Source organism: Shewanella sp. SM74, from assembly GCF_025653725.1.
GTDB classification, from domain to species: domain Bacteria; phylum Pseudomonadota; class Gammaproteobacteria; order Enterobacterales; family Shewanellaceae; genus Shewanella; species Shewanella oncorhynchi.
The window spans coordinates 1-23,772 of record NZ_JAKKRZ010000011.1 but is presented as its reverse complement, the minus strand read 5'-3'; the positions used below and the strand labels follow the sequence as shown (position 1 = coordinate 23,772).

General features: G+C 45.3%; 20 protein-coding genes, 4 tRNA genes and 1 pseudogene. 18 read left to right on the top strand and 7 right to left on the bottom strand.

Translation table 11 applies throughout. The annotated features are described in order from the left end of the window. Positions 1-241: 241 nt before the first annotated feature. Complete coding sequence (locus L5M49_RS12685) at positions 242-433, bottom strand: bacterioferritin-associated ferredoxin (protein ID WP_076498521.1); 192 nt, start codon at positions 431-433, stop codon at positions 242-244. A gap of 260 nt (positions 434-693) precedes the next feature. Between L5M49_RS12685 and L5M49_RS12680 the strand changes: the two genes are divergently transcribed. Further along, on the top strand, positions 694-2,268 hold the full coding sequence (locus L5M49_RS12680; RefSeq protein ID WP_263266196.1) for a PAS domain-containing methyl-accepting chemotaxis protein: 1,575 nt from the start codon (positions 694-696) through the stop codon (positions 2,266-2,268). 86 nt (positions 2,269-2,354) lie between these two features. Here L5M49_RS12680 and L5M49_RS12675 read toward each other — a convergent pair whose 3' ends face one another. Continuing rightward, positions 2,355-3,290, bottom strand: coding sequence for a D-2-hydroxyacid dehydrogenase (locus tag L5M49_RS12675; protein WP_131523964.1), 936 nt, complete (start codon positions 3,288-3,290; stop codon positions 2,355-2,357). 92 nt (positions 3,291-3,382) lie between these two features. On the opposite strand from L5M49_RS12675, the gene L5M49_RS12670 reads away from it, so the two are divergent. Then, positions 3,383-3,718: a DUF3392 domain-containing protein gene (locus L5M49_RS12670; protein ID WP_263266195.1), complete on the top strand. Its 336-nt coding sequence runs from the start codon at positions 3,383-3,385 to the stop codon at positions 3,716-3,718. 20 nt (positions 3,719-3,738) lie between these two features. On the opposite strand, the gene L5M49_RS12665 is transcribed toward L5M49_RS12670, so the two are convergent. The 5 genes from L5M49_RS12665 to rsgA form a co-directional block, all read right to left on the bottom strand. Next, entirely contained in the window at positions 3,739-4,461 is a 723-nt protein-coding gene (locus L5M49_RS12665) for a glycerophosphodiester phosphodiesterase (RefSeq protein WP_263266194.1), read from the bottom strand. 14 nt (positions 4,462-4,475) lie between these two features. Then, positions 4,476-7,679: a mechanosensitive ion channel domain-containing protein gene (locus tag L5M49_RS12660; RefSeq protein WP_263266244.1), complete on the bottom strand. Its 3,204-nt coding sequence runs from the start codon at positions 7,677-7,679 to the stop codon at positions 4,476-4,478. Between the two features lie 68 nt (positions 7,680-7,747). After that, on the bottom strand, positions 7,748-8,629 hold the full coding sequence (locus L5M49_RS12655; RefSeq protein ID WP_173496267.1) for a DMT family transporter: 882 nt from the start codon (positions 8,627-8,629) through the stop codon (positions 7,748-7,750). Between the two features lie 6 nt (positions 8,630-8,635). Further along, entirely contained in the window at positions 8,636-9,514 is an 879-nt protein-coding gene (gene asd / locus L5M49_RS12650; RefSeq protein WP_263266193.1) for an archaetidylserine decarboxylase, read from the bottom strand. 62 nt (positions 9,515-9,576) lie between these two features. Continuing rightward, positions 9,577-10,641, bottom strand: a complete 1,065-nt coding sequence (gene rsgA / locus L5M49_RS12645; RefSeq protein WP_263266192.1) for a small ribosomal subunit biogenesis GTPase RsgA — start codon at positions 10,639-10,641, stop codon at positions 9,577-9,579. Positions 10,642-10,753: 112 nt separating this feature from the next. Between rsgA and orn the strand changes: the two genes are divergently transcribed. From orn to L5M49_RS12565, 16 genes and pseudogenes are all read left to right on the top strand, one after another. Next, positions 10,754-11,299 (top strand): oligoribonuclease, encoded by a 546-nt coding sequence (gene orn / locus L5M49_RS12640; protein WP_006080044.1) that lies wholly within the window; start codon positions 10,754-10,756, stop codon positions 11,297-11,299. Positions 11,300-11,570: 271 nt separating this feature from the next. After that, positions 11,571-11,646: transfer RNA gene (locus tag L5M49_RS12635), tRNA-Gly, on the top strand. 42 nt (positions 11,647-11,688) lie between these two features. Beyond that, positions 11,689-11,764 (top strand) — tRNA-Gly (locus tag L5M49_RS12630). Positions 11,765-11,805: 41 nt separating this feature from the next. After that, positions 11,806-11,881: transfer RNA gene (locus L5M49_RS12625), tRNA-Gly, on the top strand. 42 nt (positions 11,882-11,923) lie between these two features. Next, positions 11,924-11,999, top strand: a tRNA-Gly gene (locus L5M49_RS12620). Between the two features lie 556 nt (positions 12,000-12,555). Beyond that, positions 12,556-13,011, top strand: coding sequence for a hypothetical protein (locus tag L5M49_RS12615; protein WP_028761762.1), 456 nt, complete (start codon positions 12,556-12,558; stop codon positions 13,009-13,011). Positions 13,012-13,278: 267 nt separating this feature from the next. Then, positions 13,279-14,763: an NAD(P)H-hydrate dehydratase gene (locus L5M49_RS12610; RefSeq protein WP_212599645.1), complete on the top strand. Its 1,485-nt coding sequence runs from the start codon at positions 13,279-13,281 to the stop codon at positions 14,761-14,763. 102 nt (positions 14,764-14,865) lie between these two features. Then, positions 14,866-15,324, top strand: a complete 459-nt coding sequence (gene tsaE / locus L5M49_RS12605; RefSeq protein ID WP_028761764.1) for a tRNA (adenosine(37)-N6)-threonylcarbamoyltransferase complex ATPase subunit type 1 TsaE — start codon at positions 14,866-14,868, stop codon at positions 15,322-15,324. An 8-nt stretch (positions 15,325-15,332) separates the two neighbouring features. Beyond that, entirely contained in the window at positions 15,333-16,790 is a 1,458-nt protein-coding gene (locus L5M49_RS12600; RefSeq protein WP_212599647.1) for an N-acetylmuramoyl-L-alanine amidase, read from the top strand. Between the two features lie 13 nt (positions 16,791-16,803). Beyond that, positions 16,804-18,717 carry a DNA mismatch repair endonuclease MutL gene (mutL, locus tag L5M49_RS12595; RefSeq protein WP_411569105.1) on the top strand — a complete coding sequence of 638 codons (1,914 nt, stop codon included), beginning with the start codon at positions 16,804-16,806 and terminating at the stop codon, positions 18,715-18,717. Further along, the gene (gene miaA, locus L5M49_RS12590; RefSeq protein ID WP_219251052.1) at positions 18,710-19,636 is read left to right on the top strand and encodes a tRNA (adenosine(37)-N6)-dimethylallyltransferase MiaA; all 927 of its coding nucleotides are present in this window, start codon (positions 18,710-18,712) and stop codon (positions 19,634-19,636) included. Before mutL ends, miaA begins: the two co-directional genes overlap by 8 nt. A gap of 93 nt (positions 19,637-19,729) precedes the next feature. Continuing rightward, complete coding sequence (gene hfq / locus L5M49_RS12585) at positions 19,730-20,002, top strand: RNA chaperone Hfq (RefSeq protein ID WP_006084207.1); 273 nt, start codon at positions 19,730-19,732, stop codon at positions 20,000-20,002. 23 nt (positions 20,003-20,025) lie between these two features. Beyond that, positions 20,026-21,333, top strand: coding sequence for a ribosome rescue GTPase HflX (gene hflX / locus L5M49_RS12580; RefSeq protein ID WP_028761769.1), 1,308 nt, complete (start codon positions 20,026-20,028; stop codon positions 21,331-21,333). A gap of 36 nt (positions 21,334-21,369) precedes the next feature. Next, a complete protein-coding gene (gene hflK, locus L5M49_RS12575) occupies positions 21,370-22,509 on the top strand; it encodes an FtsH protease activity modulator HflK (RefSeq protein WP_028761770.1) in 1,140 nt (379 codons plus the stop codon). A gap of 3 nt (positions 22,510-22,512) precedes the next feature. Beyond that, positions 22,513-23,406: a protease modulator HflC gene (gene hflC / locus L5M49_RS12570; RefSeq protein WP_113939145.1), complete on the top strand. Its 894-nt coding sequence runs from the start codon at positions 22,513-22,515 to the stop codon at positions 23,404-23,406. 224 nt (positions 23,407-23,630) lie between these two features. Further along, positions 23,631-23,772 (top strand): annotated as a pseudogene (locus tag L5M49_RS12565) (IS4 family transposase); the annotation flags it as partial.

The window sequence follows — 23,772 nt, the reverse complement described above, 5'->3', positions numbered from 1 at the left end:
ATTATTCGCGGCTTTAGAGCTTGGAGTTCAGTGGGGCTTGTCATTAAAACATCATATCTAAAGTCTAAACTGGCAAGATTATTTAAGACGAAGTGGCGGATAGAAGGCTTTGTTGTCGCGGGACTTTTTTGGATTGAGTTTGCTTGAGCTGGATTAAGTTTGCTTGAGTCAGCGTGGTTTTAACTTGTCGGAAGTTTGTTCGTGAGTGAGTTACCCTTTACCACGCTATTCGTGATGAATTCTATGCGACTTCGTAATAATTAGGCTCAAGTTCTAGTTGATTTTGAATTATCTGCACTGCCATTCTGGCGCATTTACCACATTGATCGGCAACACCTAAGCGCTTTTTTACGTCAGCAAGCGAGCTATCGCCCTGGCTTACTGCATTTTTAATTTGCGTATCGGTGATCGCATGGCAAAGACAAACGTACATATATTAGTCTCCAATCGAATTGCGCTAATTGTAAATGAAAACGCTTATCAAATGCAATCATGTTTTTGGGTGATTTTCATACTTTAACGCTTTTGTTACATGGCGCACGTTTTATCGTCTATGCTAGGTGTGTTTTAGCATTAAAAAGCTAGGCAGTTTTAGAAGTAGGTTTAGGAATACAGAGTCAGGGTGATGATGCCTCACGGATGGATAACTCATGGATGAATAACGAAGAATTAATCAAAGATCCATAAGGTTTCATGAGAACAAATCTACCAGTTACACAGCGAGAATATGATTACCCAGCGGATTGGATTTTATTGTCGACCACGGATACTCAAAGTCATATCACTTACGCCAATCAATCTTTCTGTACCGTTGCCGGTTACGACCTCGATGCCATGCTAGGCAAGCCCCACAACATGGTGCGTCATCCAGATATGCCTCCGCAAGCGTTTGAAGATCTGTGGCGATGCATCAAAAAAGGCGAGCCTTGGAAAGGGATAGTAAAAAACCGCTGCGCCAATGGCGATCACTATTGGGTCGATGCCTATGTCTCACCGATTTCAGTTAATGGCAAAGTCGTCGAGTTTCAATCAGTACGCACTAAACCCACACGCGATCAGGTTAAGCGTGCAGAAATAGCCTATGCGGAGTTGAACAAAAAGGGCAGCGTCAGTGCGTTAAAACGTACTTTGGATATGCCAGTTAAATTGCTGTTACTCGCATTGGTTGGCATGCTACCTATGCTTTACCTTGCTCTGCAAATTGGCTTAATGGGCTTTATTGCCCTAGCGATAAGTGTCCTAGTATTGCTGGTGGGCGGTAATCTGGTGCTGAATCGCTATTACGCGATAGTGGCTAAGGCAAAGCATATCTACGATAATCCGCTGATGGCGCATATTTATAGTGGAAGCAGTGATGATCTTGGCGCGATTGATTTAGCACTGCAAATGCAGAATTCAGAGCTTAAGTCGATTCTTGGGCGTGCATCGGATTCCTGTTATAACGTGTCAGAACAGGCCAAAATATCTGCCGCCAAGGGCAAACAAATCCAGAGTACCAGTCAGGCTCAACTGTCTGAAATAGAACAAGTTGCTACAGCGATGCAGGAAATGACTGCCACATTAGGCGATATGTCCTCCAATTGTGCCGATGCGGCGAGTGCCACGCAAATGGCATCCGCTGAAACCATCAATGGTGATAAAACGGTGTCGAGCACTATTCGCTCGATTCAAGCCATGGCGGAGCAACTGCAACAAACGTCAAAAGTTATTACTGAGTTAGAAGCCCACAGTAAAGATATTGGCACAGTGCTCGATGTGATTCAGAGTATTGCGGGGCAGACGAATTTACTGGCATTGAATGCGGCAATTGAAGCGGCTCGAGCGGGTGAGCAAGGTCGTGGCTTCGCTGTCGTTGCTGACGAAGTACGGGCACTGGCACAACGTACTCACGATGCCACCAAAGAAATCCACAGTATGATTAATCTGTTACAGCAGGGGACGAATAAAGCTGTTATCAGTATGCAGCAAGGAGTGGTTGCCGCTTCCGAATGTATTTCAACGGCGGATTTAGCGGATACGGCATTACGTACGATTCGTGAGGCCATTTCGACCATTACCGATATGACGCACCATATTGCCAGCGCGGTAGAAGAGCAATCGAGTGTGGCAAATGAGATGAATCGCAGCGTGGTGAATGTGTCGCAATTTACCCATTCTAGCCATCAACTCGGCAGTGAAATGGTTGGCTTGAATGACGAAGTGACTCGCGAGATGGATTCTCACTCGGTATTAGTCGAGCAATTCTTAAAGCGCAGCTTTAGGATTTAACTGACTAAAATTTAAGATAAAAAAGGCAATAGTCTGACTATTGCCTTTTCTTTTACTGATTTCTAACTCAATTTCTTATCTTTGATCTAATAACCTTTACTAAAGTCGACTCGATTCTGCAGTGGCTCACCCATGATGTAGCGGCGATAGTTTTGGCTAAAGATATCGACGATTTGTGCAGGATGGCTTGGCGCCGAAATATGCGGCGTGATCACGACATTTTCCCGTTCCCAAATAGGATGGCTATTGGGCAAAGGTTCCTGAGCAAATACATCGAGGATCGCTTGCTGACTAGGATTAGCGATAAGCTGGGTATTTAGCACATCGAGATCGAGTGCATCACCGCGGCCAACATTAAACAGCACTGCATCAGCTTTTAACATAGCTAACATGTCAGCATTGAGAAGATTGTACGTTGCAGGAGTGCTTGGCAGTAGATTTGCAACCACATCGGCCTGTGTTAACACTTGGCCTAAATTGGCCATCGCTTCTATGGCATCAAAACCTTCTACGGTATTACCACTTCGATTGATCCCTGTGACATGCATGCCAAAGTGCTTTGCCGTCTTCGCGAGATGCTGGGCAATTGAGCCTGTACCGAGTAAGAGTAATCGCATTCCCTGTAGGCTTGAATGGCGCTGCTGGGGTTGAATCAGCCACTGTTTTTGTCCTTGTTGCTGGCGATAAAAACGATGGCCGCGGATATGCGCGAGTAAATAGCCGAATAGATACTCGCTCATCAGCGGGCCGAAAATGCCTTTAATATTGGTGAGTTGATAGTCTTTTCTGCCCCTTGGACTCATCAGAGCATCTATACCAGCAAAGCTTGATTGTAACCATTGCAGATTTTTAGCATGGGGCAATAGGGGCGCGGCGAGTTTCGGTTCGGCTAACCAAATATCTGCATCAATTATGCCCGCTGGATTATCGTCGAGTAACGTTAAATCAGGGAGACTCTGCGCCTCAATCAAGTCGCGGTACTGTTGATTTGCCTTTGTTAGCAAGAGTAACTTGTGCCCCATGGCGTCTCCCTTTATGCTTGGTTATTGTTATTTTTCAATACGCTGTCGCGGCCACTCAGATGGATTGCGCTGCATATTTTTAGGTTAAGTCTATGTTTGATCAATTAGTCGCCATTATTGCCCAGTTAGGTAATATGCTTCGCCCTTGGGCCTTCGATATTGCTACCGCTATGGTGGTGTGTCTTATTTTGGTTTTTTCAGCGGATGTAAATCGTATCTTAAGGCGTCATTTGTTGGGGCATTCTTTTGTGCTGCGAACATTTGTTTTTATTATTGTGAATGCCTTTGGCTATGGCCTATTAATCGTGAAAGCCACGCCTTGGGTGGCAAGACACATAGTGGCTATGCCATCCCATTGGATGTTTCTGTTAATTGTGGTCATGTTTATTTTTATCGGTTATTGGGCTCAGCGAAATAGCCAAGCTTAATATCATTATTATTTTGGCCGTTACTCAAAGTAGCCAGAGTAATTGGCCATTGCCTTTTGAGTTAAGGCTTGCATGGCGCGATCGGGGTAATTGCTGAACACACCATCGACGCCAATCTGCTTAAGTGCATGAATATCATCAATATGATCGACAGTATAAACATAAACCTTGGCACCTCGGTTATGGGCGTCGTCTACTAGCGCTTGGCTGATAAAACTCACATCTAAATGCAATGAATAGGCATTCAGTTCGCTTACCACGCCAGCCCCTTCGAGTGGAATACTGGCAAGCAATGGTGCGACTAACACATCCGGCAACGCCTGTTTAAGTTCATGCAGATAGGGGTGATTAAAAGAAGAGATTAGTAACTGCTCCTTCGTAAACCCAAGCTGACTCATAGCCTTTGGGTATAAGTCGATTAACGGCGTGACGGTATTAATGCCTTTTAACTCTATATTGACTATGCAGCGCCCCGCAATCAGCTCAAGTACTTGCCATAGCGTCGGAATGGATTCACCTTTCACATTGATGCTTGCTAGGTAGTCCTTGCTCACTAAGTGAATGACGCCCGTGCCCGAGCTTTTATTATCGAGTCGTCTGTCGTGAAACACGACTAACTCACCTTCGACATTATGTACATCGAGTTCGACGGCTTGTGCACCCAATTCTAACGCTTTAGCCATGGCGGCTAAGGTATTTTCGGCCTGATAACCGCTGGCGCCGCGGTGAGCAAAAATAAGCATGGTCTGCGATCCTATTAGCTTCTAATAATGCCTTGTTGCTCGCGATTTTGACCATTCTTAATATGGATTTCCATCTGCGGGTAGGCGAGTTCGAGATTGTTTTCTTTGAGTTTTTTAGTCACTCGTTTATGTAAATCATGGCGCAGTGGCCAGCGTGCCGACATATCTTTTGCATAGGCGCGCACTTCATAATCTTGGGTATGTTTACCAAAGCCGGCAAACCAGACCTCAGGTTCTGGGCTGGCAAGTGCATCTTCACACTCTTGCACCGCTTGATACAGGGTCGCTTCAACTTTGGCAGGGTCTGAATCCCGCGCCACCGACACATAAACAATGACCCGAGTAATAGGATCTGACAAGGACCAGTTGATCAGCTGCTCTGTGATAAAGGCCTTGTTCGGAATGATAATTTCCTTTCTATCCCAGTCAATAATGGTGGTCGCCCGAATTTGGATTTTACTGACTGTCCCTGTTAAATCACGAATTGTCACTGTGTCGCCAATCCGCACGGGTTTCTCAAACAAAATGATCAGACCCGAAATAAAGTTGGCGAAAATTTCTTGCAAACCAAAACCTAAACCGAGCGATAGTGCGGCAATCAGCCATTGCAACTTAGACCATTCCATCCCGAGATTAGAGAAGCCGATTAATAGTCCGAGGAAAACCACCAGATAACGACTGACGGTTGTGATCGCAAAACCCGTTCCGGGCGAGAGATCAAGCCTTTGCAGGATCATTAGCTCAAGTAGGCCGGGTAAATTGGTGGCAATCATTAACGAGAAACCCACCACTATCAGCCCAAACATCAGTGATTTCATGGTAATGGGCAATTGTTGCTCTAAGCCATTCACACTGGTATTGGTCGTCCACAGCGTAATGCCATCGAGGAAGGAAAACAGCGCCGTATGGGTTTGAGTCCACAGACCAATCAAACTGGCTAAAAAGGCCAATAACAAGAGTGAACGCACTAGGCCAAGGGATTGGCTCGAAATGGTTTCGAGATCGACTACGGGTTCTTCGTAGGTATCGAGTCCATCGACGGAAGGGTGATGCGTTTCGCCTTTTTCCCTTTGTGCTAAGCGTTCGGCACGTTTTGCCTTCGCGCGATCGAAGGCGATACGGCGGCGTTCGATTAACATCCATCGTTTGATCAATTGGTATAAGAGCAAGAAACCCAGACCCAGCACGATCGATAATTGCAGTTGTAACAGCATTTGGAAAGCGGTGAAGTAGTAACCCCTAAAGGCTAACACTGCGCTTAAAAGCGGCACAGAAATCAGCAAGGTCCAGAGCATTTTCTGAATGAGTTTTTTGTTTTTACCGTCTTTCTTAGCATCTGAGTTTTTACGGCTCAGGATTAAAATATCTTTGTATAACAAGAATAAAACGATACAGAAAATAATGAATGCGCCGCGGCCTATGCTATTACGCACCAGTGATGTGTCGAGCACTTCGGTAAAGCCCATCAGACCCAATAATGGGCTAGCAATCAGCACAAAGTGTCTGAGCCGTGATTGTCCCGCTTGAATGAGTTTTGAGGGGCGTTTGAAATGGCCCACGAGTACGCCTTTGTCGAGCGTCAGAATAAAGATAAAGCGATATAAGAGATACACTAAACCAATCGCCAGTATGCCCATACCCACAGCCTGCACAAAATTGCGATCGGAATGATAAAAAATCAATCCCGCCATGATCACTGGGAAAGGTTTTATCAACGCATAGCTGATACTGCAGGCGAGCGCTTTGAGAGTGTAAATGAATTTATCTTGGGTCACATTGCCCACATAAGTGGTGTAATGATTTAGCAAGCGATTGAATTTAGGAGTGATCAAGTCTTGTACGACTAAACACAGTACCAGCAATATGATCCACCAAGACCAATAATCGTTTTGTTCATCCCAGGCTCTTCCCAGTTCATCCCACTGTGCTTGTTGCACAAGCCAAACCGTGCTGCGCTCAAGATCCGTAAGCCATAACTTACTAATACTTGTAGCGTTAGGCACCCAGAATAAATGTTCGTTAAGGGTATTTTTGAGGGTGAGATTCTGTTGGCTCAGTTGTTGGTAATTGACCTTCAGCTTGCCTAATTCACTTAAGTATTGGTCATAGCTTTGCATCAACTGCGAGATCAAACTCTGTTGCGAGTGTAAGAGCTTAATCTGCTGCTCATTGTATAAGCCGGGTTGTTCTAATTCTTGCTCATTGAGGGCTTGTTGCTGCTCTAAATGGTATCTGTCTAAGCGCGCATCGGCGATCAGCGTTTGCAGTTTTTCGTGATTCGGTGGTTTAGGCAGTGATTGCAACATCTGCAAAAAGCGCTCACCAAAGGCGGAGTTCATTTTGACCCAAGTGATCTGCTCTTGGATGTTTGCCAGTTGTTTGGCTTGGGATTGATATTGGGTTTCAGCCTGTTCCTGCTGTTCGACCACATTATTGATCTGCAAAGTTAACGTTTGCAGCTTTTGACCGTAAATCTGGTTAGTGTCGGCAATATTACGGGTGATAGGATCGATGACTTTTTCGGTATTAACTAAGTTTTTGGCTAGGGTGGCATCCGTTTGTTGCTGACGTTGTTTATTGATTGCCTTGTTGATGGTTTCGATCAAGGCTTCTTGCTGCACCAGTTGTTGGCGGACTAGCTGCAATTGTAATTGCGTCAGTTCAATGCGTTTTTGGCTGCTGGCAAGTTCTGCTTCATCGGTGGCAAGGCTTTGTTCAAAGAAGAGTCGTTGAGTTTGCTGTAACTCTCCCGTAGGGGTATCTAGCGGGGCGAGTTCTGCTTTTTTGTTTTGGGCGACAGTTTGCCTCGCGCTGGCGATAACGGTAGGTAAGTCATTGTGACGTAGCAATAAATCGTTAACTTGTCGGCCAAGGGTGGATTCGCTTTCTTTAAGTTCAGACAAGCGAATATAGGCCATGGAAGCCTGCTGGCTAAGATCAGTACCTTTTTCCAGAGATAAAGGCTTATAGGCGTCTTTCAGTGCTTGGTTAGTGCGCTTCTTATGTTGCTCAAAATCAATCTGAGCTTGTTGGAAACTGGCTGCGTTGGCGGCGAGTTTTTCTATGTTAATTTTTAGTTCGTTAATTTGTTCGTCAATGCTGAGATTTTGTTGCTGATCTTGCTTGTTCATGCCAAGACGTTTGTCCAACTGCAAAGGCGAATTGGCAAGTGCGGAAAATGTGAAAAAAGCAATAATGAACAATAAAATACGTGGCATATAGGCTAAAGACATTTAGGGGCGAAAGACGCTCCATATTAGCCAAATTGCGTTGAGATTGGTATGTTTCAGGCGTTCTTTTTTCGCCGCTGTGACTGGTGCGATTGATGGGTTTCGAAGATGGCGGTCGCGACTATGATAGTGCCACCAATTAAGGTGTTGAGATTGAGCTCTTCACCTAAAATGATCAGTGCTAACATGGCGCCATAAAAAGGCTGTAAGCAAGAGACTAACCCAACCGTTTTGGCGCTCAGTTGCCTCAGCGCAGAAGTAAATAGCGCATGTGGCGCTGCGGTAAAGACTACGCCGAGTAAAATAATTAATCCCCACACTTCTAATGAGATACTGCCCAGTTCCGTTTGGTGCCACGGCATCAGGAACATCACAGCGACCAAAGTTTGATAGAACATGGCATGGGGGCCGCTGTACTGGGAAAAGTAGCGTTTGTGCAATAAGTTACGGGTGGTGAACAAGATGGCGGACACTATGCCGATGGCAATGCCCAGCGTAGTGTCGTTACCTAAATTCGCCTCAGGGATCAGTAATATCACCCCAATCAGCACTAATACACCGCTGATCATATCGTGTAATTTTATCTTATTACCTGTCAGCAACGGCTCGGCAATGATAGTCATCACCGGATAGGTGAAAAACGCAATCATGCCAATGGCGACCGACGATAATTGCATGGCCGCAAAATAGGTCACCCAATGCAGGCTGACGATAACCCCAAGCCCGATGGCGACCAGATAATCTTGTTTGCTTGCCAGCGTTAAACGTTTGCGGCTGAATTTGACTAGCAAACCTAACACAGTGGCGGCGACGATACAGCGTAGGAAGGTGATGTCGAGGGCGCTGAGCGGGATTAATTTAGAAAACAAAGCTGTGCCGCCAAATAGCAGCACAGCCAGGTGCAATTCAATTAATCCCGAAGGTTTAGCAGAACTCAAGAAAGCTTAATCCGCTTGCTTAATGTCTTTCAGGTTAGCGAAGGCTTGTCCCATACGAGTCACTGCTTCGGCTTCGACACCTTCAGCAAAGGTCGCGATAGCATCTTTAACAAACAACATCACTACAGTACTGCCTAACTTGAAGCGACCCATTTCTTCACCTTTGTCTAAGGTGATGGCATCTGGGCCTTGGGTTGGATATTCCCAAGTGAAGACTTGCTTACCTGTCGGCGGCGTGACTGTGCCAGCCCATACGGTTTCAATACTGGCAACAATCGTTGCGCCAACCAATACCATGGCCAATGGACCTAATTCGGTTTCAAAAATCGCCACAACGCGTTCGTTTCGGGCAAACAGACCGGGTACGTGTCTCGCCGTTAACGGATTCACCGAAAACAGTTCGCCAGGTACATAGGTCATTTTTGATAACGTGCCTTTAATCGGCATGTGGATACGGTGATAGTCTTTAGGCGCCAGATAGATAGTCGCAAAATCACCGCCTTCGAAGCGTTTAGCATCTTCGGCTTGATCGCCAAGCAAAGTTAACGATGAATAGTGGTGACCCTTAGCTTGGAAGATGCGACCGTTTTTGATTGGGCCTAATTGGCTTACGGCACCATCGACTGGATGCACCATGATATCGGCGTCCATATCTAACGGACGAATACCGGGTTTAAGGGCGCGGGTAAAAAAGGCATTAAAGCTTTTATAGGCTTCAGGCTCACTCTGCGCCGCTTCGCTCATGTCGATTTTATATTGTTTGATAAACCACTTAATGGCGGCAGTGGTTAAGGCGCCAGCTTCGGCTGCAGCGAGTTTACCCACTAAACGAGATAACAAGTGTTTTGGCAGCATGTACTGCAGCGCTATTTTGACTTTATCCAATTTCAATTCCTTTTCTTACTGCTCAATCTTTGCTGAGACTGTTGTTATTTATCAATAAGTCGTTATTCATCAGTGGCCGCACGGAAATGGCGGGCATGACGTTGTTCATCTAAGCTGGCGATAATTCTATGGTAATTATTAAAGCGATCTGCGCTGATCTTACCTTGGCTCAGGGCTTCTTGAAGTGCACAGCCGGGATCGTCACCGTGTTTACAATCGCGGAATTTACATGCGCCAAGATACTCGCGAAACTCGATAAAGCACCAGCCGACACGTTGTGCAGGAAGATGCCATAGGGCGAATTCGCGCACGCCCGGAGAGTCGATTAAATCGCCGCCACTAGGCAAGTGCAACAGTTTGGCTGTGGTGGTGGTGTGTTGGCCTAAACCTGAGTTGTCGGACACATCGCCGATAATAAGCTCTGCATCGGGTAGTAATGCATTGATGATTGATGATTTACCCACACCAGATTGGCCGGCAAACACGCTGACTTTATCTTTGAGTATACCTTTGATGGTATCGATACCATCACCGAGCTTGCTGCTGACCTTATAAACCGGATAGCCAATGTCTTTGTAGCGCTGTAGCGCTTCATCGATTGCCTGCGCTTCAGCGGGATTGAGCAAGTCAATTTTATTCAAAATGATGATAGGCGGAATATCGGTATCTTCGGCAGCCACTAAATAACGGTCGATGATTTGGGTGGTAAAGCTGGGTAATACCGAGGAGACAATCAAAATTTGGTCGATATTCGAGGCGATAATTTTCACGCCATCGTATAAATCTGGGCGTGTAAGTGATGAGCGACGTGGATGAACGGCTTCAACAATACCTGCGATGCCGCTATTGGCTTGGCTCTCAATGGCTAAGCGTACGATCACTTTATCGCCAGTCACTAAACTGGTGACGGCACGGCGAATATTACAGCGCACAATTTGGCCGCTTTCAGTTTCTATGTCGGCATGTTGGCCAAAACGTGAAATCACAGTACCGGGCTGTTCTTGCCCCAATGAACTATCCTGTAACTCTGGCGTATTTTTATCGCCACTATCACGATTGAGTCGCTTCTCGTGATTAGCGCGCATACGGCGTAATTGACCTTGGCTTAGGGGTTTCTTTTTACTCACTGATTCGTCTTCGTCAATTAGGTGATTTTTTGTGTTGGAAAAAAGCAGTATGATACACACTCTTGAATAAAAAAGCCTGAATTTAGGCTAACTGACACGATAAGGCTGATTTATGACGGCAGATGTAAATAATCTCATTTGGATCGATTTGGAAATGACAGGGTTAGAGCCCGACGTCGACAGGATCATTGAAATTGCCACTTTAGTGACAGATCAAGAACTCAATATTATCGGTCAAGGTCCGGTTATCGCAATTCATCAGTCAGATGATGTGCTGGCCGCTATGGACGATTGGAATCAAAAGCACCATGGTGAGTCTGGGTTGATTGACCGAGTTCGTGCTAGCCAAGAAACCGAAGCGCAAGCCGTGGCCAAGACGATTGCCTTCTTAGAACAGTATGTTCCTAAGGGCGCCTCTCCAATGTGTGGTAACAGCATTGGTCAAGATAGACGCTTTTTAAATCGTTATATGCGCGAGTTGGAAGATTATTTCCACTACCGCAACGTGGATGTCAGTACGATTAAGGAGCTAGTGAAGCGTTGGAGTCCAGAAACTATGGCGGGCTTTAAGAAGCAAAATACTCACCAAGCCCTGCAAGATATCCAAGAGTCGATCGCTGAATTGCAGTATTATCGCAGCAAAGTATTTAAAATTTGACCGATCAGTAGATAAATATGCAAGAAGGGGTTGCAGCCGCATGAATTTTTCATATAATGCGGCCTCAACTTTTTGATGCGAACAGAGATGTGCGGTCATTTAGATTGAATGCGACATTAGCTCAGTTGATAAAGGTTGATAGGCGATACCTTTGTTAATGTTGAAGGCAAATGTAGCAGCGATGCAAAAAGCGACATTAGCTCAGTTGATAAAAGTTGATAGACGATACCTTTATTAATGTTGAAGGCAAATGTAGCAGCGATGCAAAAAAGCGACATTAGCTCAGTTGGTAGAGCGATACCTTGCCAAGGTATAGGTCATCGGTTCGAACCCGATATGTCGCTCCAAATTAAAATTTAGTGATTTGCCAAATCATTAATACAGATTATGCGACATTAGCTCAGTTGGTAGAGCGATACCTTGCCAAGGTATAGGTCATCGGTTCGAACCCGATATGTCGCTCCAAAGTAAAACTTAGTGATTTACCAATCATTAGTACAGATTATGCGACATTAGCTCAGTTGGTAGAGCGATACCTTGCCAAGGTATAGGTCATCGGTTCGAACCCGATATGTCGCTCCAAATTAAAACTTAGTGATTTACCAAATCATTAACACAGATTATGCGACATTAGCTCAGTTGGTAGAGCGATACCTTGCCAAGGTATAGGTCATCGGTTCGAACCCGATATGTCGCTCCAATTTCCTAAATATTCCACTATCACATTACTCAATTGACATTAGCTCAGTGGTGATTTTTGATATGGCGATACCTTTGTGATGGTTAAATTAGTCAAGGTATAGGTCATCGGTTCGAACTGCTCTTGATCAAAATTATGTCGCTCCAATTTCGTTCCATTTCCTTATTGTTTATTTAACTTTCAATTGGTTAAGTTCATAATGTCGCTGTACTTCTCACATAATTCCCTCAATTGGCTCATCTATATTTGTCTTGATTCACTGCTATCTACTTCAAGCCCTCTATCTCAGATTTACCATCTGCAACTAAAGACTTGCGAATACCCTTTGGGCTAAGTGTGTTGAGATCTCTTTTGGCTTTTCTCTTTTATACAAAACAGTGTGATAGGATTTAGATGCGTGATCTATAGCGTGTTTCTTCAAGTTTTCCTAAATTAGATAGCTGCGTGAAAGTTAAATTATGACCTTGTTCAAATATTCGTAACGCTTTTACTCACATAATGGAATTAGACAAAATTAATAGCGCCAAGTAGTTGGCCTGACAATGGAGTGCATTATATGCGTATTCAACAATTACGTGATCTACTCGAGTATGTGGCAAATTGCCGCTTAGATATGGCGCAACTCTATGGCCGACTCAACAATCAAGCTGACTCGGCTCGTGTGAAAATGATGTTGGAGTATTTTGAATCACACCAAAAAACCATGGCAGAAAAACTGCGTGATTATATGGATGAAGCACCACATCGTATTCTTGATACTTGGTATAAAGACTTCACTTTTGAAGACTTTACTAAGCGTTGCCAAGATACTATGTTGCCCGCAAACATGAATGAAGATGATGTGCTCAACTTACATTTAGACCTAGAGAATCGTCTGATTGGTTTGTTAGAAAAAACAGTTAACTCGACCACGGCGGAAGATGCGCGCAATGCGTTAGCCAATTTGATCCGAGTAGAGAAAACTCAGCAGCAACGTTTAGTCCATAGTACGATTCGGATGGACGATATCTAAACCGTCATTTCTTCTCGATTCTCAAAGCCAGCCCAGTGCTGGCTTTGGTTTTTATGTCGACTTTGTATCGGCAACTTTTACTCTACTTTGCTCCATTTGGGCGGGTTTCTGCGCCTGAACTGATTTACGTCATAATTTCTCGCTGCTTTTTTTGCTACTTTCTTGATCTATTGGCTGATTTTTATTGGCTTGCTCAATTCTGCCAAGACTTCTATGGTGAGATTACTCATTGTGAAATGGAGTCATTGGTGTCTAAGGAGATCCTTCATGGCACAAGATCTATCGCAATTTCCCAAAGCTCTATACACCCAAACACAAGTTCGCGAAGCGGAACTGAGTGCAGTGTCTCAGGGAGTATCTAGTCTCTATGAATTGGTCGAGCGTGCTGGCGCGGCGGCTTTTGAGTGTTTAGCGAAACATAGCTCCAAAGTCTTACCTGTGTTAATCCTTGCCGGCAGCGGTAACAATGGTGCCGATGCTTTAGTGTGCGCCTGTTTAGCCCGTGCCAGTGGTATGGACGTTTCTGTGATGATGACGTCAGCGGCAGGTACACCTGAGTGTCAGCAAGCATTGACCCATTATCTTGCTGAAGGTGGAAAATTACTGCCGTTAGAGGTTGAACCTATTCTCGCTGCGAAAATCATAGTCGATGGTCTGTTAGGTACGGGTGTACGTGATGCTGTGCGCGACGATATGGCTAAATATATCCGTGCCATCAATGACAATTCGGCTTGGGTATTGAGCCTTGATTTACCCTCTGGAGTCATTGCTGATACAGGCGCCGTAGCAGGTGTTGCTGTGATGGCGGATATCACCTTATGTTTTGGTGGTGTAAAGCAAGGTGTGTTAACGGGTAAGGCGCGGCATTACAGTGGCGAGCTTGAATTTGCAGATTTAGGATTAACGCCTTTCTTTGCTGAAGCGAGCGCACAAAGAGTTGGAAGAGAGACTCTTAAGGACTATTTTGCCGCCCGAGCACGCGATAGCCATAAAGGCCAATCGGGAAAAGTCACTGTCATCGGCGGTGATATAGGCATGGCTGGGGCTGTGAGACTGGCAAGTGAGGCTTGCCTACGTGCAGGCGCGGGATTAGTCACTGTGATCAGTCGACCTGAGCATCAACTGACGGTGAATGTCTCCCGTCCTGAACTGATGTTTTGGGGTTGTGATTTAGTCGATATGGAAGTGTATCTGCGCCTTGGTTGGGCGCAGGTTATCGTGCTTGGCCCTGGTTTAGGTAAGCATGACTGGGGGTATAATTTGTTTAAAGCCGTGGGCTTGAGCGATAAGCCTTGTGTTTTAGATGCCGATGCGTTGAATCTGCTCAGTAATGAACCAAGGCGCCAAACGAATTGGGTACTAACACCACATCCGGGCGAGGCGGCGCGTTTACTTGGTTGTACCGTGGTCGATATTGAACAGGACAGATTTGCCGCTGTTCGCGCGATACAGCAAAAGTACGGCGGTGTTGTATTGCTAAAGGGGGCTGGAACGGTCATTTTTGATGGTCAGCAAATGGTAGTGGCACCAGTCGGCAACCCTGGGCTTGCCAGTGGTGGGTGTGGCGATGTGTTATCTGGTATTATAGGCGCGCTCATGGCTCAGGGAATGGATAATATGCAGGCAACTGTGCTTGGCGTAGTCGTACATGGTTGCGCCGCTGATCTTGCGGCAATACAGGGAGAACGGGGTATGTTAGCGAGCGATTTAATGCCTTTTATTCGCCAATTAGTGAATAGTGATTTACTCTAGGCGGAATGTGAGACTCAAGCGGGGCTGGACTTTGTTATGTGCCCTGTGCCTTTTTAGGATTGAGTCGCTTCTCCATCAATAATAGCAGTGATATAAGCGGATATGACAGAGTTAACTTTTTTCTTAGACAACGAAGACGACACTATTGCGGTTGGGCAAAAATTAGCCCGCCATGTCCAAGCGCCTTTGACTCTGTATCTTACGGGTGATTTAGGAGCCGGTAAAACGACGCTGAGTCGTGGCTTAATTCAGGGATTGGGCCATAAAGGTGCCGTTAAAAGCCCGACTTACACTTTAGTTGAACCTTATGAGTTAGAAGGTGTCGAAGTTTATCATTTTGATTTGTATCGTTTAAACGATCCAGAAGAACTCGAGTTTATGGGGATCCGTGATTACTTTACGGATAAGAGTCTGTGCATTGTTGAATGGCCAGATAAGGGAGAGGGTTTACTGCCCGCTGCCGATGTCCATATGCATTTAAGTTATCAAAATAGTGGGCGAGAAATACGCATAGAGGCCTTGTCTGAGCCAGGTGAAAAGTTATTAAAAGCGATAAAATAAAAACTAAAATGATAAAAAATAACCCGTATTTTCAAATTATTATTCTTTCTTTGTGTTCTTTTTTCTCTGTGGTGGCCCATGCTGCTAATCAGTTAGAAAGCGTACGTATTTGGGCCGCGCCTGAGTCAACTCGAATCGTGTTTGACTTGAGTGGAGTGCCTGATTACACCTATTTCTCTTTAGATGGCCCTAATCGTTTAGTGGTGGATTTAAAAAAGACCACTGCTAAAGTTGTGCTTAAAAATCTTGAAAACAACAGTAAGTTAGTTAAGGGCGTTCGGATCAGTAAGTCACCGACTAAAGGTGATTTGCGCTTAGTGATCGATCTCGTAAAACCACTGAATGCAAGCTTGTTTTCTTTGCCTGTTACTGCGCCCTATGGCAATCGTCTAGTGGTTGATTTAGAAGATAAAACGTTAACTACGGCAACGGCTATCGTGTCATCTACACCCGTCAAAACTGTCACCCAAGCGGCGCAATCATCCCGCGATATTGTCATTGCTATTGATGCGGGTCATGGTGGCGACGATCCTGGCTCCATTGGTCCTTCTGGTGTTTATGAAAAAAAGGTCGCCCTAGAAATCGCCAGACGTGTTTCCAGCAAAATCAATGACACGCCAGGCATGCGTGCTGTGATGATCCGTACTGGTGATTATTTTGTGAATTTAAATAAACGCTCTGAACTGGCGCGCAACAGTAAGGCAGATCTGCTGATTTCTATCCATGCTGATGCCTTTACCTCGCCCAATCCACGTGGCGCCTCCGTATGGGTGCTATCAATGCGTCGTGCTAATAGTGAAATTGGTCGTTGGTTAGAGCAAAAAGAGAAGCATTCTGAGTTGCTGGGCGGCGCGGGTGAGATTATCCAAAACACGGATAATGAACAGTATTTGGCTATGACGCTGCTCGATATGTCAATGAACAGTTCGATGGCAATTGGCCATTCTGTAGCGGGGGATATTTTAAAAGATTTAGGTGGCGTGACTCAATTGCATAAAAGTCGCCCTGAGTCCGCGAGTTTAGCCGTGCTGAAGTCACCGGATATTCCTTCAATCTTGGTTGAAACGGGCTTTATTTCAAACCCTAAAGAAGAGCGTTTACTGTCGAGTAGTCGCCATCAAGAGAGCATTGCCAATGCTATTTATAAGGGGGTGAGCCGTTACTATCACAACAATCCGCCAGCGGATACTTTGCTTGCCCAAAGAAGGGGAGGAAGTTCTAGCAGTGCTAAGCCGGCCAAAACCACAGCAAAAGCATCAGCAGAAAGAACCTCAACAGAAAGAACACCTACAGCCTATGTTGGTGATGCGGTATCGACAAAGGTTAAACATAAGGTCCGTCGCGGAGAATCTTTATCTGCAATCGCGCAACGTTATAGTGTGCCTATGTCCAGCATCAAACAAGCGAATGGAATGAAGTCCGATGTGGTGCAGTTAGGGCAAACGTTAGTTATACCCCAGAGTTAAATAGGAAAGCATGATGGGCATTCAGATCCTGCCTCCGCAATTAGCCAACCAAATTGCGGCGGGGGAAGTGGTTGAGAGACCCGCTTCCGTAGTCAAAGAATTGGTCGAGAATAGCCTCGACGCAGGAGCGAGCCGAGTCGATATTGAAATCGACAAAGGCGGCAGCAAGCTGATTAAAATTCGCGATAACGGTTCTGGCATACCTAAAGATGAACTCGCGCTAGCCTTATCGCGCCATGCGACCTCAAAGCTACACACTTTAGATGATCTTGAAGCGATCCTTAGTTTTGGTTTCCGTGGTGAAGCGCTAGCCAGTATCAGCTCAGTCTCACGTTTAACTTTAACTTCACGCACGGCTGAGCAAACCGAAGCGTGGCAAGCCCATGCTGAAGGTGCCGACATGGCAGTTAAAGTGATGCCTGCCGCGCATCCAGTAGGTTCGACGATTGAAGTGGTGGATTTATTCTTTAATACACCGGCTCGCAGACGCTTTTTAAAGAGTGACAAAACCGAATTTACCCATATCGATGAATGGTTAAAGCGCATTGCATTAGTGCGTGGGGATATCCATTTCACGCTGACGCATAACGGTAAGATAGTACGTAATTATCGTCCCGCTGTGAATGAAGCCCAGTATTTACAACGTTTGACGCAAGTGTGTGGCCGTCCATTTGCCGAGCAAGCGCTTAAGATTGAATGCCAACACGATGATTTGCGCCTCAGTGGCTATTTGCAGTCACCTTGGTCACCGGTTATCAGCGATACCCATTACTTTTATGTCAATGGACGCCTTATCCGTGATCGCTTGGTCAATCATGCAGTGCGCCAAGCCTTTGCCCAAAAAGCAGAACTTGAGCAACCCGGCTACGTGCTGATGTTGGATATCGATCCCCACCAAGTGGATGTTAACGTGCATCCCGCTAAGCATGAGGTGCGATTCCATCAGAGTCGCTATGTGCATGATTATATTCTGCAAGCATTGCAATCGGCGCTGGAAGAAGCAGGAGAGCTCAACTTCGTTCACTCTAGTTCTTTGGATGAGGTTGAAGATGTGTTTGTGGATGCTTCAACAAGCGCAGCTGAAATAGCTGCTCCTTTTGCACTTGGCGCTGATTCAGCTCTAGTTAATGCGCAAACTGATACACTTGAGTCTGCTCAAGATTCAGTAGCCCCTGCCGTTCAAGTAAAGTCTGTAGGCGCAGGACGAGAAGGCGCCAGTTTTGGCTCTCAAACCAATGCTTTTGGCAGTATGACAATGCCAAGAGACAGCAGCCGTGGCAGTTATTCTGCAGGTGAATCTCGACAACGTACTGAATTACCGTCAAAGGCGGCAATAGCAAGTTATGGTGCTTTACTGCAAACCCCTTCTTACAGTGTAAAAGATCAAGATTATCAGTCTGTGTTACCTATGCCATCGATATTAGATGGGCAATATTGGGTGATGACGTCGGAAGATAAACTCAGTCTATTATCAATAAAATCAGTAGCATTGGCGACGCGATGCCAAGAGATTGAAGCTAAACTAGCGACGGGGTTAATTGGTCAGCCTTTATTGATGCCAGTGTCTGTCGCGGCTGATGCGGATTGGCAGGCTGTGCTCACTGAACACGACACGCTGATCCGCCAATTAGGTTTAGAACTAACAATTCGTTACCAGCAGTTGATTATTAAAAAAGTGCCCCCATATATCAGAGAGAGCCAGTTAGCCAAAGTGATCCCTGAGTGGCTACAATCGCTACGTTTTGAAACACCTGCGCCGAGCGCATTGGCATTTTGGTTGGCAAAACACAGTTTAACGGGATTCGTTTCGGCACCAGAAGTCTGGGCAGCATTTTCGCAGTTTGCTGAAGAGAAAAAACAGCTTATTGCCAACAAAGCGATATTCTTACCTTGGCAATCGTGGCTAGAAGAGCAAGCAAGTGAATAAAGAATTACAGCCTAAAGTGTTATTTTTGATGGGGCCAACGGCCTCAGGTAAGACAGCTTTAGCATTAGAATTGGCCGAAAAGCATAACTGTGAAATTATTTCGGTCGATTCGGCATTAATTTATCGTGGTATGGACATTGGCAGTGCCAAGCCTTCAGCAGACGAACTGGCTCGCGGGCCGCACAGATTAATTGATATTCGTGATCCCAGTGAAAGCTATTCGGCAGCCGACTTTAGAGCCGATGCAATAGCCCAGATAGAAGAGATTGTCAGCATGGGGAAAACGCCAGTATTAGTTGGCGGAACCATGATGTATTTCAAAGCGTTACTCGAAGGTTTGTCACCTTTGCCGAGTGCGGATGAGGCCATTAGAGCCGAGATCCAAGCGGAGGCGGATGAAAAGGGATGGGAAGCACTGCATGACCAATTAAGGGAGATAGATCCCGTGTCGGCAGAAAGAATTCATCCTAATGATCCACAAAGACTTTCAAGAGCGCTGGAAGTCTATAGAATAAGCGGCAAGAGCATGACTGAGTTGACTCAGACCAAGTCAGCCCCCTTGCCCTATGACGTAGTGCAGTTTGCTATTGCACCGCGCGAGCGCAAAGTGTTACATGACTTAATAGCGCAACGTTTTGCGCTTATGCTCAAACAGGGCTTTATTGAGGAAGTCACAAAGCTAAAAGCCCGTGGAGACTTGCATTTAGACTTGCCTTCAATGCGTTGTGTCGGTTATCGACAGTGCTGGCAATACCTAGATGGTGAGTTTGACTATGATACTATGGTCGAAAAAGCGGTTGCTGCTACTAGGCAATTGGCTAAGCGTCAATTAACATGGTTGCGGAGTTGGCCAGAGTTGAATTGGCTTGAAAGTGGTGCTGAGGGGAATTTAGTTATACTTATGCGTCAATGCCGCTAGCTTATTAGCCCTTGCTGTATAATACTAAAACTAAACAAAAAACTATCACTGATATCGATTTATTTTATATAAATTAAAAAAGGAAATAATAAAATGGCTAAGGGGCAATCTTTACAAGACCCATTTTTGAACGCATTGCGTCGCGAGCGCGTTCCTGTATCAATTTACTTGGTTAACGGCATTAAACTCCAAGGACAGGTAGAGTCGTTTGATCAATTTGTCATTCTGTTGAAAAATACAGTGAGCCAAATGGTTTATAAACACGCTATTTCTACTGTCGTGCCAGCACGCCCATTCAACGTTACTGGTCACCAAAATGCCCAAGGCGGATATGGTGCTCAAGATGATGCGCCTAGTGGCGAATAAGTATTATCTGAGGAGTTTGCTTCTTGTTTGATCGTTATGAGGCGGGAGAAACTGCGGTTCTTGTCCATATCGACTTTTCCGATGAGGAACGCCGAGAAGATTTAGTCGAGCTGCAGCTATTAGTAGAATCAGCTGGGGCAAGATCAGTCGGGGTGATTACTGGAAGTCGACGTTCACCGGATCGCAAATTTTTTGTGGGTTCTGGTAAAGCCGAAGAGTTAGCTGCATTAGTGGCGGCGACTGAAGCCAATGTGGTGATTTTTAATCATGCATTGAGTCCAGCCCAAGAGCGTAATCTTGAGCAAGTGTGTCAGTGTCGTGTGCTCGACCGTACGACACTTATTCTCGATATTTTTGCCCAAAGAGCGCGAACTCACGAAGGTAAGTTACAGGTGGAGCTAGCGCAATTGCGCCATATGTCGACTCGCCTGATCCGTGGTTGGACGCATCTTGAAAGGCAAAAGGGCGGTATTGGTTTACGTGGTCCAGGGGAAACCCAGCTCGAAACCGATAGACGTTTGCTCAGAGGACGGATTAAAAATATCAACAAACGCTTAGAGCGAGTTGATAAGCAACGTGAACAGAGTCGACGTGCACGTAAGCGTAGTGATTTGTCGACAGTCTCATTAGTCGGCTACACAAACGCGGGTAAATCAACGCTTTTTAATGCCCTAACATCATCTGATGTTTATGCTGCAGATCAGCTATTTGCCACACTCGATCCTACGCTAAGAAAGTTAGATTTACCTGATGGTGCTGTGATATTAGCGGATACTGTCGGGTTTATTCGTCATTTGCCCCATGATCTCGTTGCTGCATTTAAGGCAACCTTACAAGAGACAAGGCAAGCGGAGTTATTACTACACATAGTTGATTGTGCAGATGAAAACATGGCGGATAATTTTGATCAGGTTCAATCTGTACTGAAAGACATCCAAGCCGATGAAGTCATGCAACTCGTGGTCTGTAACAAAATCGATTTACTCGAAGATGTGACGCCAAGAATTGAATATAACGACATAGGCAAACCCGTTCGAGTTTGGGTTTCAGCACAGAAGCGTTTAGGATTTGATTTGCTATTGAAAGCCATCACTGAGCTTATTGGTGAGGTGATTAAAGAGCTAACACTTAGAATTCCGGCAACTGCTGGACATTATCTTGGCCAGTTTTATCGACTGGATGCGATACAGCAGAAAGAGTACGACGATCTGGGGAACTGTATTTTGTCTGTTCGTTTATCGGACGCCGATTGGCGCCGATTAACAAAACAGAGTCAGGGTGAGTTAGAAACCTTCATCTTCGAAGATTCGATAGATGAAGCTGTTTGTTAATAATCTAATTTATTTCATCCACTTATGGAGTGCTAAATGGCTTGGAACGAGCCCGGTAACAAGGGTAATGATCCTTGGGGAAATAAAGGTGGTAACGACAAAGGACCACCGGACCTTGACGAGGTTTTTCGTAATCTTTCAAAGCGCTTTGGCGGCAAAGGAAATGGCTCAGGCCAGTCTTTTAGTTCGTTTAGCCTAATCATCATTCTTGCTGTTGCTGTAGTTGTTTGGGGACTTTCGGGTTTTTATACAATTAAAGAAGCTGAGCGTGGTGTGGCACTGCGATTTGGTAAACACGCTGGCGAAATTGGCCCTGGACTTCATTGGAAAGCCACATTTATCGACCAAATTTATCCCGTCGACATTCAATCGGTTCGCTCTATTCCTGCGTCTGGTAGCATGCTGACATCCGATGAAAACGTCGTGAAAGTTGAGCTTGATGTTCAGTATCGTATTTTAGATGCTTACTCATATCTATTTAGTGCCGTCGATGCGAACGCCAGTTTGCGTGAAGCGACTGACAGTGCACTGCGTTATGTCATTGGACATAACAAGATGGATGATATTCTGACTACGGGCCGTGATGCTATTCGTCGCGATACGTGGAAAGAGTTAGAGCGCATTCTTGAACCGTACAAATTGGGTCTTGCTGTTGTTGACGTTAACTTCTTACCGGCACGTCCGCCAGAAGAAGTGAAAGACGCCTTCGATGATGCGATTTCTGCCCAAGAAGATGAACAACGTTTTATTCGTGAAGCTGAAGCTTATGCCCGTGAAATTGAACCCAAAGCTCGTGGTGAAGTTGAACGTATGGCGCAACAAGCGAATGCTTACAAAGAGCGTGAAGTCTTAGAAGCTCGCGGTAAAGTGGCTCGTTTTGAGTTGTTATTACCAGAGTATCAAGCTGCGCCTGAAGTGACTCGTAAGCGTTTGTATCTTGATACAATGCAGCAAGTGATGACAGATACGAATAAAGTGCTGATTGATGCTAAGAACAACGGCAACTTAATGTACCTACCGCTAGATAAGTTAATTCAGCAGAAGCCTGCGACAAATGAGCTGGAAGCTAAGCCACAGCAAAATGTTAATTCTTCATCTGTATCAACGACTCGCGCGAATGAGCCTTTGAGTGGACGTCCATCCCGCGATGATCGTACTCGCCAAGGGAGGGAGTAATCCATGGGTAGATTAAGCGTTATTCTTATCGCCGTGCTCTTAGGTATTGGTTTGTCATCTTTAATGGTGGTGAATGAAGGCGAGCGCGCTATTGTGGCGCGTTTCGGTGAAATTTTAAAAGACGACGTTGACGGTAAGCAAGTCACCCGCGTCTACGGCCCAGGCCTGCACATGAAAGTGCCTGTGATCGATAAAGTAAAATTACTCGATGCCCGTATTCAAACACTTGATGGTGCAGCTGATCGTTTTGTAACTTCAGAGAAGAAAGACCTTATGGTCGATTCCTATGTGAAGTGGCGCATTATGGATTTCGAAAAATATTACCTGTCTACAAACGGTGGTATTAAGTCGAATGCAGAATCGCTATTACAACGTAAGATCAACAACGATTTACGCACAGAGTTTGGTCGTCGCACTATTAGAGAGATTGTTTCTGGTAAGCGTGATGAACTGCAAAATGATGCGTTATCCAATGCCTCAGAAAGTGCAAAAGACTTAGGTATTGAAGTTGTTGATGTGCGTGTAAAGCAAATCAATCTACCGGCTAACGTCAGTAACAGTATTTACCAGCGTATGCGTGCAGAGCGTCAAGCTGTGGCAAAAGAGCATAGAGCGCAAGGTAAAGAACAGTCTGAAATTATTCGTGCAACGATAGATGCCAATGTGACGGTGAAGATTGCCGAAGCTGAACGTAAAGCCTTAACCATTCGAGGTGAAGGGGATGCGTTAGCAGCGAAGATATATTCTGATGCTTACAACAAAGATGCTGAATTCTTCGGTTTTGTTCGTAGCTTAGAGGCTTATCGAGCCAGCTTCTCAGGCAAGTCCGATATTATGGTGTTAGAGCCTGATAGCGAGTTCTTCAAGTATATGAAGAGCACTGCACCCAAGAAGTAATGCATTAAAAGTATTGATTTAATAGGTCCTGTTACTCAGGGCCTATTTTTTTATCTGGCGATTGTTAACTTAGTTTGAAAAGTCTGGGCTAATTTATATTAGCGATGCATGCTTTATGCTGAAGAATCCCCTGATGATTTACAAATAAATCATCAAATTAGGGTGGAAGCGCATCTTGTTGCATGATCAAATGGTTTCGCTAAAAACTACACTTGGACAACAAGATGCGCGAAGCCAATATCCTACAACATTCTTTACACCAATACTGCCCAGAACTTCACCTAAAACGATTAAACAGCTTGATGCTGGCCTCTAAGGCACTGATTGAATGTAAGACACTGACCTTGACTGAGTTAGGTCGAAATT

What these genes read in the sequence shown, in the direction of transcription:
- L5M49_RS12685 (WP_076498521.1), bottom strand. Translation starts at nt 433, where the DNA reads ATGTACGTTTGTCTTTGCCATGCGATCACCGATACGCAAATTAAAAAT.
- L5M49_RS12680 (WP_263266196.1), top strand. Translation starts at nt 694, where the DNA reads ATGAGAACAAATCTACCAGTTACACAGCGAGAATATGATTACCCAGCG.
- L5M49_RS12675 (WP_131523964.1), bottom strand. Translation starts at nt 3,290, where the DNA reads ATGGGGCACAAGTTACTCTTGCTAACAAAGGCAAATCAACAGTACCGC.
- L5M49_RS12670 (WP_263266195.1), top strand. Translation starts at nt 3,383, where the DNA reads ATGTTTGATCAATTAGTCGCCATTATTGCCCAGTTAGGTAATATGCTT.
- L5M49_RS12665 (WP_263266194.1), bottom strand. Translation starts at nt 4,461, where the DNA reads ATGCTTATTTTTGCTCACCGCGGCGCCAGCGGTTATCAGGCCGAAAAT.
- L5M49_RS12660 (WP_263266244.1), bottom strand. Translation starts at nt 7,679, where the DNA reads ATGCCACGTATTTTATTGTTCATTATTGCTTTTTTCACATTTTCCGCA.
- orn (WP_006080044.1), top strand. Translation starts at nt 10,754, where the DNA reads ATGACGGCAGATGTAAATAATCTCATTTGGATCGATTTGGAAATGACA.
- L5M49_RS12615 (WP_028761762.1), top strand. Translation starts at nt 12,556, where the DNA reads ATGCGTATTCAACAATTACGTGATCTACTCGAGTATGTGGCAAATTGC.
- L5M49_RS12610 (WP_212599645.1), top strand. Translation starts at nt 13,279, where the DNA reads ATGGCACAAGATCTATCGCAATTTCCCAAAGCTCTATACACCCAAACA.
- tsaE (WP_028761764.1), top strand. Translation starts at nt 14,866, where the DNA reads ATGACAGAGTTAACTTTTTTCTTAGACAACGAAGACGACACTATTGCG.
- L5M49_RS12600 (WP_212599647.1), top strand. Translation starts at nt 15,333, where the DNA reads ATGATAAAAAATAACCCGTATTTTCAAATTATTATTCTTTCTTTGTGT.
- mutL (WP_411569105.1), top strand. Translation starts at nt 16,804, where the DNA reads ATGGGCATTCAGATCCTGCCTCCGCAATTAGCCAACCAAATTGCGGCG.
- hfq (WP_006084207.1), top strand. Translation starts at nt 19,730, where the DNA reads ATGGCTAAGGGGCAATCTTTACAAGACCCATTTTTGAACGCATTGCGT.
- hflK (WP_028761770.1), top strand. Translation starts at nt 21,370, where the DNA reads ATGGCTTGGAACGAGCCCGGTAACAAGGGTAATGATCCTTGGGGAAAT.
- hflC (WP_113939145.1), top strand. Translation starts at nt 22,513, where the DNA reads ATGGGTAGATTAAGCGTTATTCTTATCGCCGTGCTCTTAGGTATTGGT.